At 57.4% G+C, this 12,875-nt stretch carries 11 protein-coding genes, 2 tRNA genes and 1 pseudogene; 9 read left to right on the forward strand and 5 right to left on the reverse strand.

All coding sequences use genetic code 11. The features are described from left to right. Positions 1 to 35: 35 nt before the first annotated feature. Positions 36 to 560 (reverse strand): cupredoxin domain-containing protein, encoded by a 525-nt coding sequence (locus AAEZ08_RS15560; RefSeq protein ID WP_003280462.1) that lies wholly within the window; start codon positions 558 to 560, stop codon positions 36 to 38. A 362-nt stretch (positions 561 to 922) separates the two neighbouring features. Here AAEZ08_RS15560 and AAEZ08_RS15565 point away from each other — a divergent pair, with 362 nt between their 5' ends. From AAEZ08_RS15565 to AAEZ08_RS15575, 3 genes are all read left to right on the forward strand, one after another. Next, positions 923 to 1,600, forward strand: coding sequence for a heavy metal response regulator transcription factor (locus tag AAEZ08_RS15565; RefSeq protein ID WP_003280460.1), 678 nt, complete (start codon positions 923 to 925; stop codon positions 1,598 to 1,600). Beyond that, positions 1,597 to 3,003: a heavy metal sensor histidine kinase gene (locus AAEZ08_RS15570; RefSeq protein WP_500124674.1), complete on the forward strand. Its 1,407-nt coding sequence runs from the start codon at positions 1,597 to 1,599 to the stop codon at positions 3,001 to 3,003. Before AAEZ08_RS15565 ends, AAEZ08_RS15570 begins: the two co-directional genes overlap by 4 nt. Positions 3,004 to 3,158: 155 nt before the next feature. After that, the gene (locus AAEZ08_RS15575) at positions 3,159 to 3,488 is read left to right on the forward strand and encodes a four-helix bundle copper-binding protein (protein WP_003280456.1); all 330 of its coding nucleotides are present in this window, start codon (positions 3,159 to 3,161) and stop codon (positions 3,486 to 3,488) included. Between the two features lie 67 nt (positions 3,489 to 3,555). On the opposite strand, the gene AAEZ08_RS15580 is transcribed toward AAEZ08_RS15575, so the two are convergent. After that, positions 3,556 to 3,858, reverse strand: a complete 303-nt coding sequence (locus AAEZ08_RS15580; RefSeq protein ID WP_003280454.1) for a hypothetical protein — start codon at positions 3,856 to 3,858, stop codon at positions 3,556 to 3,558. Positions 3,859 to 4,106: 248 nt separating this feature from the next. Here AAEZ08_RS15580 and AAEZ08_RS15585 point away from each other — a divergent pair, with 248 nt between their 5' ends. The 4 genes from AAEZ08_RS15585 to AAEZ08_RS15600 all read left to right on the forward strand — a co-directional run bounded on the left by AAEZ08_RS15585 (position 4,107) and on the right by AAEZ08_RS15600 (position 9,176). Then, entirely contained in the window at positions 4,107 to 6,428 is a 2,322-nt protein-coding gene (locus tag AAEZ08_RS15585; protein WP_003280452.1) for a heavy metal translocating P-type ATPase, read from the forward strand. A gap of 74 nt (positions 6,429 to 6,502) precedes the next feature. Then, positions 6,503 to 6,775, forward strand: a complete 273-nt coding sequence (locus AAEZ08_RS15590; protein WP_003280450.1) for a heavy-metal-associated domain-containing protein — start codon at positions 6,503 to 6,505, stop codon at positions 6,773 to 6,775. 25 nt (positions 6,776 to 6,800) lie between these two features. Further along, positions 6,801 to 7,259, forward strand: coding sequence for a DUF411 domain-containing protein (locus AAEZ08_RS15595; protein WP_003280447.1), 459 nt, complete (start codon positions 6,801 to 6,803; stop codon positions 7,257 to 7,259). 150 nt (positions 7,260 to 7,409) lie between these two features. Further along, a complete protein-coding gene (locus tag AAEZ08_RS15600) occupies positions 7,410 to 9,176 on the forward strand; it encodes a protein-disulfide reductase DsbD (RefSeq protein ID WP_003280442.1) in 1,767 nt (588 codons plus the stop codon). Between the two features lie 279 nt (positions 9,177 to 9,455). On the opposite strand, the pseudogene AAEZ08_RS15605 reads toward AAEZ08_RS15600, so the two are convergent. From AAEZ08_RS15605 to AAEZ08_RS15615, 3 genes and pseudogenes are all read right to left on the reverse strand, one after another. Continuing rightward, positions 9,456 to 10,722: pseudogene (locus AAEZ08_RS15605) on the reverse strand (tyrosine-type recombinase/integrase); the annotation flags it as partial. Between the two features lie 224 nt (positions 10,723 to 10,946). After that, positions 10,947 to 11,022 (reverse strand) — tRNA-Gly (locus tag AAEZ08_RS15610). 16 nt (positions 11,023 to 11,038) lie between these two features. Continuing rightward, positions 11,039 to 11,114 (reverse strand) — tRNA-Glu (locus tag AAEZ08_RS15615). A gap of 228 nt (positions 11,115 to 11,342) precedes the next feature. Between AAEZ08_RS15615 and AAEZ08_RS15620 the strand changes: the two genes are divergently transcribed. Then, positions 11,343 to 12,098 (forward strand): hypothetical protein, encoded by a 756-nt coding sequence (locus AAEZ08_RS15620; RefSeq protein ID WP_003280439.1) that lies wholly within the window; start codon positions 11,343 to 11,345, stop codon positions 12,096 to 12,098. 51 nt (positions 12,099 to 12,149) lie between these two features. Further along, entirely contained in the window at positions 12,150 to 12,827 is a 678-nt protein-coding gene (locus tag AAEZ08_RS15625; protein WP_003280438.1) for a glutathione S-transferase family protein, read from the forward strand. Positions 12,828 to 12,875: the final 48 nt, after the last annotated feature.

Below are 12,875 nucleotides of genomic sequence, written 5' to 3' on the forward strand. Positions count from 1 at the left end.
CTCATTAAGCGGGGCAGTACTTTTACGTTAGGCGCTTAACGTATCTCTACCTTGCCGACCATTCCCGCTTGATAGTGTCCCGGAATATTGCAAGCAAACTCCAGATTCTTGGTTTTCGAGAACGTCCAGATCAACTCTTCGCGGGCGCCGGGTTCGATCAGAACACTGTTCGGATCATCGTGTGTCATCCCGCCATCCATTTCACCTTCCATATGGCTCATATCATGAGCACCAGTCGGGGTAAGCATGCCGCTGCGAAACATCGCAATCATTTCTTGCTCGTGCGCGGCATGGGTGGCCGAGTAGCCGAGGTTGAATTCATGAAGCAGGGCTCCATCGTTATGCAACACAAAACGGACAGTCTCACCTGCCTTTACTTCAATCGTCTCAAGCGCAAAGACGTTATCGCTCATTCGTACCTCAATGGTGCGATCTACCGCCTGCGCGTCTCCTGGTTGCCCAAAGTCGAGCGCATGACTATGGCCGGGGGCGGCCATTGCAGCAGTAGCGCTGAAGACCAAACCAAGTGCGGAAAAAAGGGAAAGAGAATAAATTTTCATTGGCTGGAGCTCATTCAAGTTATTGAGGAGTACCCAAGAGTAGGACGACTGACCTGCCGGCTGGCTTACCCTGAAATTACATTTGTGTAACCTTCAGCATGCCTCTTCGCCAAAAGCCGCAGGCAGAAAAAAGGCGCCCGAAGGCGCCAATAGGCCAAGGAGCAATGTGGAGGCCTGGAAAAATTTACTCGCCATAAAGCCGTTCGGAGCCCCACTGCATCGAGAGCACAACAGATACCCTGCAAACTCTAGACACCCAGTTCTGTCAGCCACCTGAAGCGGACGTTACATTTTTGTAAGCTTCTGGTTGAGGGTCCTAATTGCCTGCACACTCAGGCTGTCGAGTTTCGGAGTCTGTACGCATGAAATTACTGGTAGCTGAAGACGAACCCAAAACCGGGGCGTATCTGCAACAAGGCCTGACTGAAGCCGGATTCAACGTTGACCGGGTCATGACGGGTACAGATGCGCTTCAGTACGCGCTGAGTGAAACCTACGACCTTCTGATCCTGGACGTGATGATGCCCGGGTTGGATGGGTGGGAGGTGCTGCGTATGGTCAGAGCAGCAGGGAAAGACGTACCGGTATTGTTCCTGACAGCACGTGATGGTGTGGAAGACCGCGTCAAGGGTCTTGAGCTCGGCGCGGACGACTACTTGATCAAGCCGTTTGCTTTCTCCGAGCTTCTGGCAAGAGTAAGGACCTTGCTTCGCAGGGGCAGTGGCTCCCCTACCCAGACCACCCTGAAAATTTCGGATCTCCAAGTGGACCTGCTGAAGCGCCGTGCCATCCGTGCCGGAAAGCGTATCGATCTGACCGCAAAGGAATTTGCGCTGCTGGAATTATTGATGCGCCGCCGCGGCGAAGTACTGCCGAAATCCCTGATTGCCTCTCAGGTATGGGATATGAACTTCGACAGCGACACCAATGTCATCGAGGTCGCAGTACGCCGTCTGCGCGCAAAAATAGACGACGACTTCGAGCCCAAGCTGATTCAGACCGTGCGCGGCATGGGCTATATGATGGATGCGCCGGAATGAGCGTGCGCCACCTTTCGCTGACAGCCCGCATGAGCCTGATGTTCATGTCTGTAGTGGTGGTGGTTCTGACGATGGCCGGCCTGAGTTTTAACGTGCTCAGCCAGCACCACTTCGAAGTGCTGGATCGACAGGCCCTGGTCGAGAAGCTCGAATCGACCCGACACATCCTTAATAACGCACGCAGCGACGCAAGCCTCACCGAGGAACTGCCGCAGTTACGAGCGCTGCTCGGTGCCCATCATGATCTAGCGGCGACCATCCTGAGCGGTGATGGCAGGGTACTTTTTTCCGACCCCAAGGCTGCCGATGTCCCGGAAAGCTTCAGGCATGCGCAAGAGCAAAGCATGTGGGAATGGCAGAATGCAGGACACCTGTATCGAGGGATGACTGCGCAAATTTCCGTGGCCGACAAGTCCGAGCCCCTCACGGCGCTGTTGATTCTCGATGTCACGAGCCATGCGCACTTCTTCGAGACCCTGCAGCGATGGTTCATTGCCGGGCTAGTAATCAGCGCCCTGATCAGTGCGGCTTTAGGCTGGGTGGTTGTACGAAGCGGGTTAAGACCTCTTCGGCAAGTGACCCATCTCGCGACATCGATGTCAGCCCGGTCGTTACAGGAGCGAATCCCGCTGGAGCCGGTTCCGCTGGAGCTGCAGCAGCTCGTTCTATCCTTCAATGCGATGCTGGGCCGCCTGGAAGATGCCTTCGTACGGCTGTCCAATTTCTCGGCTGACATCGCGCATGAACTGCGAACCCCTGTCAGCAATCTCATGACCCACACCGAGGTAGTGCTCACCCGAAAGCGGGACCTTGATGCTTACGAGGATAACCTCTACTCCAATCTGGAAGAATTTAAGCGAATGTCACGCATGATTGATGACATGCTTTTTCTAGCAAAATCTGACAACGGATTGATAATTCCAGAACAAAGCACTATCGAACTTTCGAGATTAGTTTCCAAGCTGCTTGAGTATTACCACCTATTGGCCGAAGAGCGCGGTATACACCTCTCAGCTTCAGGCAGAGGCGAGGTGCTGGGAGATAAGTTGATGCTCAATAGAGCGCTCTCCAACTTGTTATCCAATGCGCTGCGCTATACCCCGACCGGGGAAAACATCTCTGTAACGATTCGTGAGACGGAAGAGACGGTCGTCCTTAGCGTCGAGAATCCCGGCGGGACGATCAAACCAGAACATCTGGAAAAACTTTTCCATCGTTTCTATCGGGTCGATCCAGCACGGCGTGAGGGCAACCCAAGCAACGCTGGCCTCGGTTTGGCAATCACTAGATCCATCGTTGAAGCCCATAACGGGAGAATCTGGTGTACCTCTGCAGGTGGCGTAACGGCCTTTTATATGGAGTTCCCCGGCAAGCCGCATAGCAGCAAAGGCAATCACCTTTGATATCAAGCAGCTACAGCAAACCAATAGCCTTACAATATTGTAATGTAAGTCATCGAAACAGAAGGACTCTAAGCCTGTCGTATTGAATGGACCTAGCTGATGATTGCCGCGACCGGCGTAAGGTTCAAAGCTAACCATGAACTTCAGGAGGACATATGGACAACAAAATATTCGATAACTGTATTCAAGCTTGCTCTAACTGCGCCCTCGTGTGCGAAAAATGCGCATCTGCCTGTCTACGTGAAGAAAACGTCCAGGCGATGGCTCGTTGCATTGAACTCGACAGGGATTGTGCTGACGTGTGCGCTCTGGCAGCCAGACTTATGAGTCGCCAGAGCCAGCTATCCAAAGAATTATGCGCACTGTGTGCAAAGATCTGCCGGGCCTGCGGCGAAGAGTGCGCCAAGCATCAGATGGATCATTGCCAGGAATGCGCAAAGGCTTGCATGAAGTGTGCTGAAGAATGTGAACGCATGGCTGCGTAGTCGAACTTGCTGCCTTTGCCAGGGCAATCTCAAGCCTTGGCAAAGACAGCAATTAGCCCTTAAAAAATCAGCCGTTATTGATGCCAACCGGCACGCCTCGGTATTCTACAGTATGAATGACGCCATCGGGGGTGCGAATCTTTATTTCATATGGCCGTACACGACCATCAGAGCGACCCATAACTCTCTTGCCCTTATAATCCACGCTTAAAACCTTACCATCCTTAAGAAGTTTATTTAGAACCTGCTTGCCATCAGCCGCCGAATAATCATGTCGCATCTGCGATTCTTGGCCAGTTTCAGTCGCCACCGCCAAAGAGGCGGCCATTGTTAGAGCGAGAACAGTGAGTGCTTTCCGCAGGATCTTCATGATTAACACCTCTGGGTAATTGATGCCTAAATCTTAAAGGCACCACCCTTACGGCATGCTGTTTCGCTTGTTACAAATTCGTAAGTTAACTAATTATCGATATAGGAACCATTTCTTGGCGGAATGCCCAGGTGTCTGCCGCAAGCTTACAATAATGTAATTCTTGGGTCAGGCGGCTGTCAGCCCGTCAGGGATACCCTATATAAAATACCCCCGCGTGTGCGTAGACAGGTTTAACAGGAGCGGTAATGTCTCAGGCCAATCAGCCACATCCCACACTTCAGACCCCATCGGATCGTGACCCTGTTTGTGGCATGACGGTCAAATCCGACAGTCCGCACCAGACCAGCCACGCCGGCCAACAACTGCTCTTCTGCAGCCAACGCTGTCTGGAAAAATTCAATGCCGAGCCAAGCAGATATTTGGATGCTGGGGATGCTCACGGCGAGACGCCGACCGTCGATCACGGCGCCGAATACACCTGCCCGATGCACCCGGAAATACTGCAGATCGGCCCAGGCACATGCCCCAAATGCGGCATGGCCCTGGAGCCGGTCATGCCCGAACTGGAAGAAGAGGACAACCCGGAGCTCAGAGACTTTTCTCGACGCTTCTGGTGGACGTTGCCGTTGACCGTGATTGTCACTGTATTGGCAATGGGTGAGCACGCTATCTCGCTGTTTCACGGCGCCACGCAGAACTGGGTCGAACTGGCGCTAGCCACCCCGGTGGCGCTCTGGGCCGGCTGGCCCTTCTACGTGCGCTGCGTGCAATCGTTCATCAACCGCAGCCCGAACATGTGGACGCTGATCGGCCTCGGAACCTCCGCCGCCTACCTGTACAGCCTGATCGCCACCCTGGCGCCCGGCGTATTCCCCGACCACTTCATGCAGGGTGAACGCATCGGCGTGTACTTCGAGGCGGCAGCGGTAATCATCTCGCTGACTCTGCTCGGCCAAATCCTGGAACTCAAGGCGCGCTCGCAGACCTCGGCGGCGATCAGATCGCTGCTCGGTCTGGCGCCCAAGACCGCCCGGCGCATCAAGGCCGATGGCAGCGAAGAGGACATTCCCCTCACCCATGTGCACAGCGGCGACAAGCTGCGGGTGCGCCCAGGCGAAAAAGTGCCGGTTGATGGCATGGTGGTGGAAGGCGAAAGCGCGGTGGACGAGTCGATGCTGACCGGCGAGCCGGTGCCGATCATGAAACGCGCCGGTGATAGCCTGATCGGCGCTACCCTCAACAGCCACGGCAGCTTGGTGATGCAGGCACAAAAGGTCGGCAGCTCGACCGTGCTTGCGCAGATCGTGCAGATGGTAGCCCAAGCGCAGCGCTCCAAGGCGCCAATGCAGCGGCTGGCCGACGTCATTGCCGGGCGTTTCGTGCTGGCGGTCATCGCCATCGCTGCTCTGACCTTTGTCGTATGGGGCCTGTGGGGGCCGGAACCGAGCTGGGTGTTCGGTCTGATCAACGCAGTCGCGGTACTGATCATTGCCTGCCCCTGCGCCCTGGGCCTGGCCACGCCGATGTCGGTGATGGTCGCCACCGGCAAAGCGGCCGGCAGCGGCGTGCTGTTCCGCGATGCTGCCGCGATAGAAAACCTGCGCAAGATCGACACTCTGATCGTCGATAAGACCGGCACCCTCACCGAAGGCCGCCCTGCTTTCCACAGCGTCGAGGCGGCGCCCGGCTTCACGCGGGACGAGGTGCTGCGACTGGCCGCCAGCCTGGATCAGGGCAGCGAACATCCCCTGGCACACGCCATCGTCGATCATGCCCGTGCCCAGGGCCTTGCGCTGAGCACGCCTGAAACCTTCGAATCGGCCTCCGGCATCGGCGTGCGTGGCAAGGTTGACGGCCGCGACTTGCAGTTGGGCAACACCGCGCTGATGAATGATGCCGGCGTGGATGCCAGCCCGCTCAAGGGGCATGCCGAACAGCAGCGCGGCGAAGGCGTGAGCATCATGTTCCTGGCCGTGGACAACGTACTGGCCGGTCTGCTGGCGGTTTCCGACCCGATCAAACCGACCTCAAAACTGGCGATCCAGCGCCTGCAGGCAGACGGCATACGGGTGATCATGGCCACCGGCGATGGCCTGACGACTGCCCGTGCCGTAGCCCGCGAACTGGGTATCGAGGAGGTGCACGGCGAGGTCAAGCCGCAGGACAAGGAACGCCTGACCGCCTCGCTGCAACAGCAAGGGCACCGCGTGGCCATGGCCGGCGACGGCATCAACGACGCCCCGGCCCTGGCGCGCGCCGATATCGGCATTGCCATGGGCACCGGCACCGATGTGGCGATGAACAGCGCCCAGGTCACGCTGGTCAAGGGCGACCTGCTCGGCATCCTGCGCGCGCGCAGCCTGTCGGTGGCCACCGTGCGCAACATGCACCAGAACCTGACCTTCGCCTTTCTTTACAACGCTCTGGGCATTCCTTTGGCAGCCGGCCTGCTCTACCCGCTGACCGGCCTCCTGCTGTCACCAATAATCGCAGCGCTGGCGATGAGCATGAGCTCCGCTTCGGTGGTGTTCAACGCCTTGAGACTGCGCAAGGTATCAATCGACTGAAACTCTTGACCTTGCCACCTTGGCAAGGTTGAGAATTGCCTCAACCCCAGCAGCAACCTCGCAAGGAGATTGTCATGAGCACCGTTGAATTGAGTGTCAAAGGCATGAGCTGCGGCTCATGCGTCCTGCATGTCACCGAGGCGCTCAACGCAGTTGAAGGCGTCACCGAGGTCGACGTCGATCTGCAAGCGGCCAGTGTGCGGGTCAGCGCTGAGTGCGACAGCGATGTGCTTGTCGCCGCCCTAGGTGATGCTGGATACCCCGCCCAACTGAGCAGTCCGGCGGCCTCATCGAGCCCCGCCAGGAAAACCGGATGCGGTGGCAGCGGTGGCTGCTGTTGCAAGTGAGCAAACCATTGGAAACAGGTTTTTTATGTCCAGAACACTGACTACCGCGGCGCTCGCCGCCCTGCTGCTAAGTGGCGCCGCCCAGGCCGCGCAACCCCTGATCATTGATGTGCACCGCGACGCCAACTGTGGGTGCTGCAAGGACTGGATTACCTACCTGGAGAACAACGGCTTCGAAGTCCGCGATCACGTCGAACGCAACATGAACACGGTCAAGCAAGACCTCGGCGTGAAACCGCGTCTGGCTTCCTGCCATACAGGCGTGATCGATGGAAAGTTCGTTGAAGGCCACGTGCCCGTTGCGCAGATTTTGGAGCTTCGCAAGCGCCCTGACCTGCTGGGCATCGCCGTGCCAGGCATGCCGGCTGGCTCACCAGGCATGGAGTATGGCGACGTCAAACATCCCTACCAGGTGATCGGGATAACTCGCACTGGCCGAGAAAAGGTCATTGCCAATTATCCGCTGGAACAAGCCCCGAATTAATAGCAGCTCGCCGGGCGGGCTGGTACTGGCTGGCATCCTGCGATGCACTGAATCGCAGCGGAGACCATCCCCAGCCCGCACTTCAAAAAGCCCGGCTCCGTTAACAAGCTGAAATTCACCTCCTTTTCGTTATTAGCCCGCGAGATGGTCATGTCCCGCCTCCTGCTGTGTCTGCTGCTGCTACTGCTTACCTTGCCAGCCAACGCCGAGATATTTGATTCTTCGCGTCCTCAGTCGGCTCTGTTCGGCACTCCGCTGAATAACAGCCAGGATTTCCTTCCGGTAGACAGGGCCTTCCGCCTCGACCTGTTGGAAGCCGGTAAGGACAGCGTCCGCCTGCGCTTCATAAATGCCGAGGGTTATTACCTCTATAAACATCGCTTCGCATTCACCAGCGACCACCCGCAAGTGTCAATCGGCACCCCGCAATGGCCCGCGGCCGAACCGAAAACCGATGAATTTTTTGGCGATGTCGAGGTGTTCTACGGCGTTACCGACTTGCTGCTACCCGTTAATAACCCTCAGAACACACCGTTCACCTTACAGGTGAGCTATCAGGGCTGCGCTGATCTGGGGCTGTGCTATCCGCCAGAGATTCGCAGCTTCGAGGTAGGTGATCCCCCCCTCATTGCAGCCCTGCAACAAGGGGTCGCCATTGACTGGCGTAGTCTGGCGCTGTTCTTCCTGGCGGGCTTGGGCCTGACTTTCACACCCTGCGTGCTACCGATGCTGCCAATTCTGTCTGGCGTGGTATTACGCGGACAACTCGGCGGAACGCGTGGATTACGCCTATCGCTTGCCTACGTACTCCCCATGGCTGCCAGCTTCGCCCTGCTTGGTGCGCTAATGGGCATGTTCGGCGCTGGCCTCAACCTACAAGCGCGCCTGCAGTCACCGTGGCTGTTGGTGCCCTTTGCGATGTTCTTCACTGTTTTCGCTCTGGCCATGTTCGGCGTATTCGAGTTGCGCATGCCGCGCTTTATCACCGAACGACTAGATCTCCTAGCCGGCCAGGCCCGCGGGGGTTCAATGTTGGGCGCCGCCACGCTCGGCGTACTGTCGAGCCTGCTGGTTTCGCCCTGTGTGACTGCCCCTCTGGTCGGCGCACTGCTCTACATAAGCACCACCGGCGACGCACTGGGTGGCGGCCTTAAGCTGTTTGCCCTCGGGTTGGGCATGGGCGCGCCGTTGGTATTGTTCGCCATCGGCGGCGGAGCATTGCTACCCAAGTCTGGCACCTGGATGGTCGGTGTGCGCAAAGCTTTCGGCGTGATGCTGCTGGCTGTCTCTGTATGGCTGCTAGAACGCGTGCTACCCGCTCCAGTGACTTTGGCCTTGTGGGGCCTTTTGGCAGTTGGCAGCGCGATTTGGCTCGGTGCCTTGGAGTTCACCCTCAAGTCCGGCCGGCAAAGGCTCGCCCAACTACTCGGTGTGGCACTACTGGTCTACGGTGTCAGCGCCTGGCTCGGCGCTTTGCAAGGTCAATCCGATCCGCTGCGACCGCTGGGTCAGCTGGACGCCAAAGCCGTACTTCCGAGCGGCGCTAACGCCGGCTGGCAGACCGTGGATACACCAGCTGCTCTGGATGCCGCTCTGCTGTCAGCAAAAAATGCCGACCAACCACTGCTATTGGATTGGTACGCCGACTGGTGCATCAGTTGCAAAGTAATTGAACGAGAAGTGCTGGCAGCACCCGCCGTGCGTGAGCAACTGACCGGTTACCGACTGGTGCGCTTCGACATAACTCGTAGCGATGCCGAGCAACGCGCCCTGCTCGACCGCTACCAGCTGTTCGGCCCACCGGCACTGCAGTTATTCGCTCCCAATGGCGAAGAATGGCAAGATCTCCGTACTGTTGGCGAAACCGACGCTGAGAGTTTCGTCAAACGCCTGCACCAAGCCAACGGCCGAATCTAGATTAGCCCCTCCACTTCTGGAGGGGCGTGTTCTACCCCTGGCTGGCCAGCAGGCTAACGGAAATGCAATCGCCGCTACAGCCTACTGTCATCAGAGCAGCCGGCGGTGCCGGCCCAACATTCCACACCGCAACAACTGAAATCTAAGCTCTAGCCACCATCGACAGGCGCTCAATAGGCCTACCAACTGACGACACCAGAACTAGCGACTTACCATCATCAACAGGCTCGACGGACATTTCCGCACCTTGGTCCAGCAGCCGCATACCATCGAAGCGGATAGTAAGGTGCGTACTGGCCGTTTCTACCTTGTTCTGCTCTAACAAATCGAGCCGATCGGCCCAGTCTTGCATCATTTTCCGGCGGGGCTCCACATACAATGCGTGATTGTAAGTGGCGCTGACCTTGTTGGGATCAGCGTGCGAGAGTTGGGCATCCACCCAATTCTTGGGGTAACCGAACTCGTTGAGGGCCGTGGAGAGCGTGGCACGGATGCCGTGACCGGTGAGCAAATCCTTATAGCCCATACGCTTGATCGCGCCGTTCAGCGTGTTCTCGCTAATGCGCATTCTCAGCTCGCTTCGGTGTGCAAGCAGATAGCGCTGGGCTGGCTTGGTCTGCTCCAGCAGATAGCGAACGATCTCGATGGCCTGGACCGATAACGGCACGACATAGGGCGGAATATCCTGCGGCCGCTGCCCCCGCTTGCGCATGCCATTCTGCAGTTGCTTGACTACCTCGGGAGGAATGATCCACAAGCCGCGCTCAAGATCGAATTGATCAGGGGTCGCCAGTCGCAGCTCACCAGTACGCACACCCGTCAGCAACAGCAGGCGAATACCAAGTTGTGTGGTGATCCTGCCTCTATAACTGCGTAGCTTGTTCAGCAGACTGGGCAGTTCAGGCAGCCGCAGGAAGGGATTATTGACCACCGGTGGTTTGGGGACAGCCACGACATCCAGATCCGATGCGGGATTGCTTTGCAGCCCCGCGACTTTCACCATCGCAAAGCGGAACAACTGCCTGAGCCAGGTGCGCACTTTCTCGGCGGTGGTAAATGCCCTGCGCTGCTCGATACTAGCAAGCACGTCCAACAGGTCGGGACGGCAAATGTCGAAGATGGATACGGCGCCTAACGCGGGCAACACGTCCTTATCGAAGATACGCTGGATCTGCGAGAGGGTACTTTGCCTGCCCTCCTTGAGTTCCAGCTTGCGGTGCCCAAGCCACTGCAGATAAACCACCTTGAAGCTGTTCTCCGTCGCGAAACGGACAGCTCGAAGTTTTTGCTTACGATCAATCTTGGGATTGACGCCTTTCGCTACTAGGGCGCGGGCCTCATCGCGTAACGCACGCGCTTCCCGAAGGCTGACCTTCGGATAGGTGCCCAGCGACATTCGTTTCTGTTTGGTAGCCCAGTAATATCTGAAGTGCCAAGACTTACCGCCAGCGGCAGATACCGCCAGAGAAAGGCCGTCGAAGTCTGTGAGGGTATAGTCTTTGCCAGTCGCCCGAGCCTGCCGGACAGTGACGTCTGTGAGCGCCATGGTATAGCTCCTGAACATAGGTCAGGGCTAGATGCTTGTCTCGCAGGCCACGCTCCTCCAGCAACAATCCGGAAACCACGCACCCCGCAAAGATGGACTTAAAAATGGACTTAAAAGCACTGGCTGGGGACGGATTCCAGTAGATTTCGCTGGAACGAAAAAAGGGCCCTAAGGCCCTTTTTCAATGACTTACAGACTTCAATAGACGTCTATAGATCATAATTTGGAGCGGGAAACGAGACTCGAACTCGCGACCCCGACCTTGGCAAGGTCGTGCTCTACCAACTGAGCTATTCCCGCTTATCTACAACAAAAATGGCGTCCCCTAGGGGACTCGAACCCCTGTTACCGCCGTGAAAGGGCGGTGTCCTAGGCCACTAGACGAAGGGGACGCTGCCCGGAAACCACAAGTTTCATTCCGGCTTGCAGCGCTCTGTTTGGTGCTTCACGCTGCAAGTGGCGCGCATTCTATGGAGGCCTCCAAGAGTCGTCAAGCATAGTTTAGAAAAAAATTTCTCTACGTGGCTCAGCTGCAATAGAAGCTATCGGCCACACCGCCGAGCCACTACACTCAGGCGAAAGACCAGCGGCGCGCGAGGTACAATCAAGTGTCCCCACTTATGATCACGGGCCTGGTCCTGGCCGGGGCCTTTCTACTGGTCGGCATCGTGTACACGATCCAGATCGTCGAAAAGGGCAATTTGGAAAAGGCCCGCAAGCGCGCAGACTTGACTGACCGCTGCCGCCGCTGTGCCAATCTGTCCGATAGCCTTCCAGGACAGATGATGACGCCGGCCCTCAAGTTACTGCTGTCGCGGCTCGAGCTCGCCCTGAGCGAGCGTCTGCAGCCGCTGGACAAGGGTAACGAAAAACTCGCTTCGCGCATTCAGACGCTACGCGCTGACGTGGCGAAGGGCGATGGCATCGAGGTACGCAATCCACCACGGCAGATTCTGACCGAAGCGCAAGCCAAGGAAAGTCGCTTCATGCTCGAAGACCTTCATGCGCAGATCGTTCATGCGACCAAAGAAGGGCTGCTGCAGAAAGCTGAGGCCAAACGCTGGGTGCAGGACATCCAACGCATGTTGGCCATTTTGCATATCGAGTTCTTCACCAGCCTGGGCAAGCTTGCATTGCAGCAGGGCCAGCCACAGCGCGCGCGCCTGGCGTTCGAACGAGGCATTCAGCACATTCGCCGCCAGCCGGCACCGGCCCCTTACCAAGCCCAGCTGCAACAGCTGGAGGCGCTGCTCGAGCATTCAAACGCTCTGGTACTGAATAACGAGCAGCCCAAAGCAGAAATGCCCAACGAGCTGGAAGAAGGGTTGAAAGCGTTCGATGACGAAGATCTCTGGAAGAAGAACAACGTCTATTGATGGCTCACCATCCGGCGCCTTGAAAGAACCGATTAGCTGCGGAGAACAATAATGGCTTTAACCCTTTACGGCGTGCCCCTCTCCCCCTTCGTACGCAAGGTGCGCCTGTGCCTGCAGGAAAAGGGACTCGACTATAAGCTCGAAACGGTCATGCCCTTTACACCGCCGCAGTGGTATCTGGAAATCAATCCCCTAGGCCGCATTCCAGCGCTCAAGGACGGCGACTGCACCCTCGCCGATTCCAGCGTGATCTGCCAGTACCTGGAAGAAGCCTATCCCGATACCGTCGCGCTTTACGGAAACACAGCCCAAGACCGTGGCCGAATCCGTTGGCTGGAAAAGTACGCTGACTATGAACTGGCGCCCCTGACTACCTTCACCGTCTTCCGCAACCGAATCCTCAAGCCAACCTCCGGCCATCCTTGTAACGAAGAGGCCGTGCAGGCAGCTCTGCAGCAGAAGCTACCGCCGCACTTCGATTACCTGGAGCAGCAACTTGGCCAGCAGGGCTTCTTCGTCGGAGATCGGCTCTCGATGGCCGATATCGCCATAGCCTGCCAGTTGATCAATATGGCGCACGGCGGCGAACAGCTCGACGCGCAACGCTGGCCAGGCCTGGCTGGTCATCATGCTCGTATGCTGGCGTTGCCTTCGGCCTCAGGCATGCTGCCGGACGAGCAGCGCATGAACGCCAAACTCAAGGAAATGGGCAAGGCCGCTACTGCCTGAACCACGCCGCCCGAGCAATGCCCGCTGCGATACGCGCAGCAGGCAGCG

Origin of the sequence: Pseudomonas sp. E45-MNA-CIBAN-0222, from assembly GCF_040310405.1 — a bacterium.
GTDB classification, from domain to species: Bacteria; Pseudomonadota; Gammaproteobacteria; order Pseudomonadales; family Pseudomonadaceae; genus Stutzerimonas; species Stutzerimonas stutzeri_AC.

Bases quoted from the DNA above. Each gene is read 5' to 3' on its own strand.
- AAEZ08_RS15560 (WP_003280462.1), bottom strand. From the start codon at position 560: ATGAAAATTTATTCTCTTTCCCTTTTTTCCGCACTTGGTTTGGTCTTC.
- AAEZ08_RS15565 (WP_003280460.1), top strand. From the start codon at position 923: ATGAAATTACTGGTAGCTGAAGACGAACCCAAAACCGGGGCGTATCTG.
- AAEZ08_RS15570 (WP_500124674.1), top strand. From the start codon at position 1,597: ATGAGCGTGCGCCACCTTTCGCTGACAGCCCGCATGAGCCTGATGTTC.
- AAEZ08_RS15575 (WP_003280456.1), top strand. From the start codon at position 3,159: ATGGACAACAAAATATTCGATAACTGTATTCAAGCTTGCTCTAACTGC.
- AAEZ08_RS15580 (WP_003280454.1), bottom strand. From the start codon at position 3,858: ATGAAGATCCTGCGGAAAGCACTCACTGTTCTCGCTCTAACAATGGCC.
- AAEZ08_RS15585 (WP_003280452.1), top strand. From the start codon at position 4,107: ATGTCTCAGGCCAATCAGCCACATCCCACACTTCAGACCCCATCGGAT.
- AAEZ08_RS15590 (WP_003280450.1), top strand. From the start codon at position 6,503: ATGAGCACCGTTGAATTGAGTGTCAAAGGCATGAGCTGCGGCTCATGC.
- AAEZ08_RS15595 (WP_003280447.1), top strand. From the start codon at position 6,801: ATGTCCAGAACACTGACTACCGCGGCGCTCGCCGCCCTGCTGCTAAGT.
- AAEZ08_RS15600 (WP_003280442.1), top strand. From the start codon at position 7,410: ATGTCCCGCCTCCTGCTGTGTCTGCTGCTGCTACTGCTTACCTTGCCA.
- AAEZ08_RS15620 (WP_003280439.1), top strand. From the start codon at position 11,343: ATGATCACGGGCCTGGTCCTGGCCGGGGCCTTTCTACTGGTCGGCATC.
- AAEZ08_RS15625 (WP_003280438.1), top strand. From the start codon at position 12,150: ATGGCTTTAACCCTTTACGGCGTGCCCCTCTCCCCCTTCGTACGCAAG.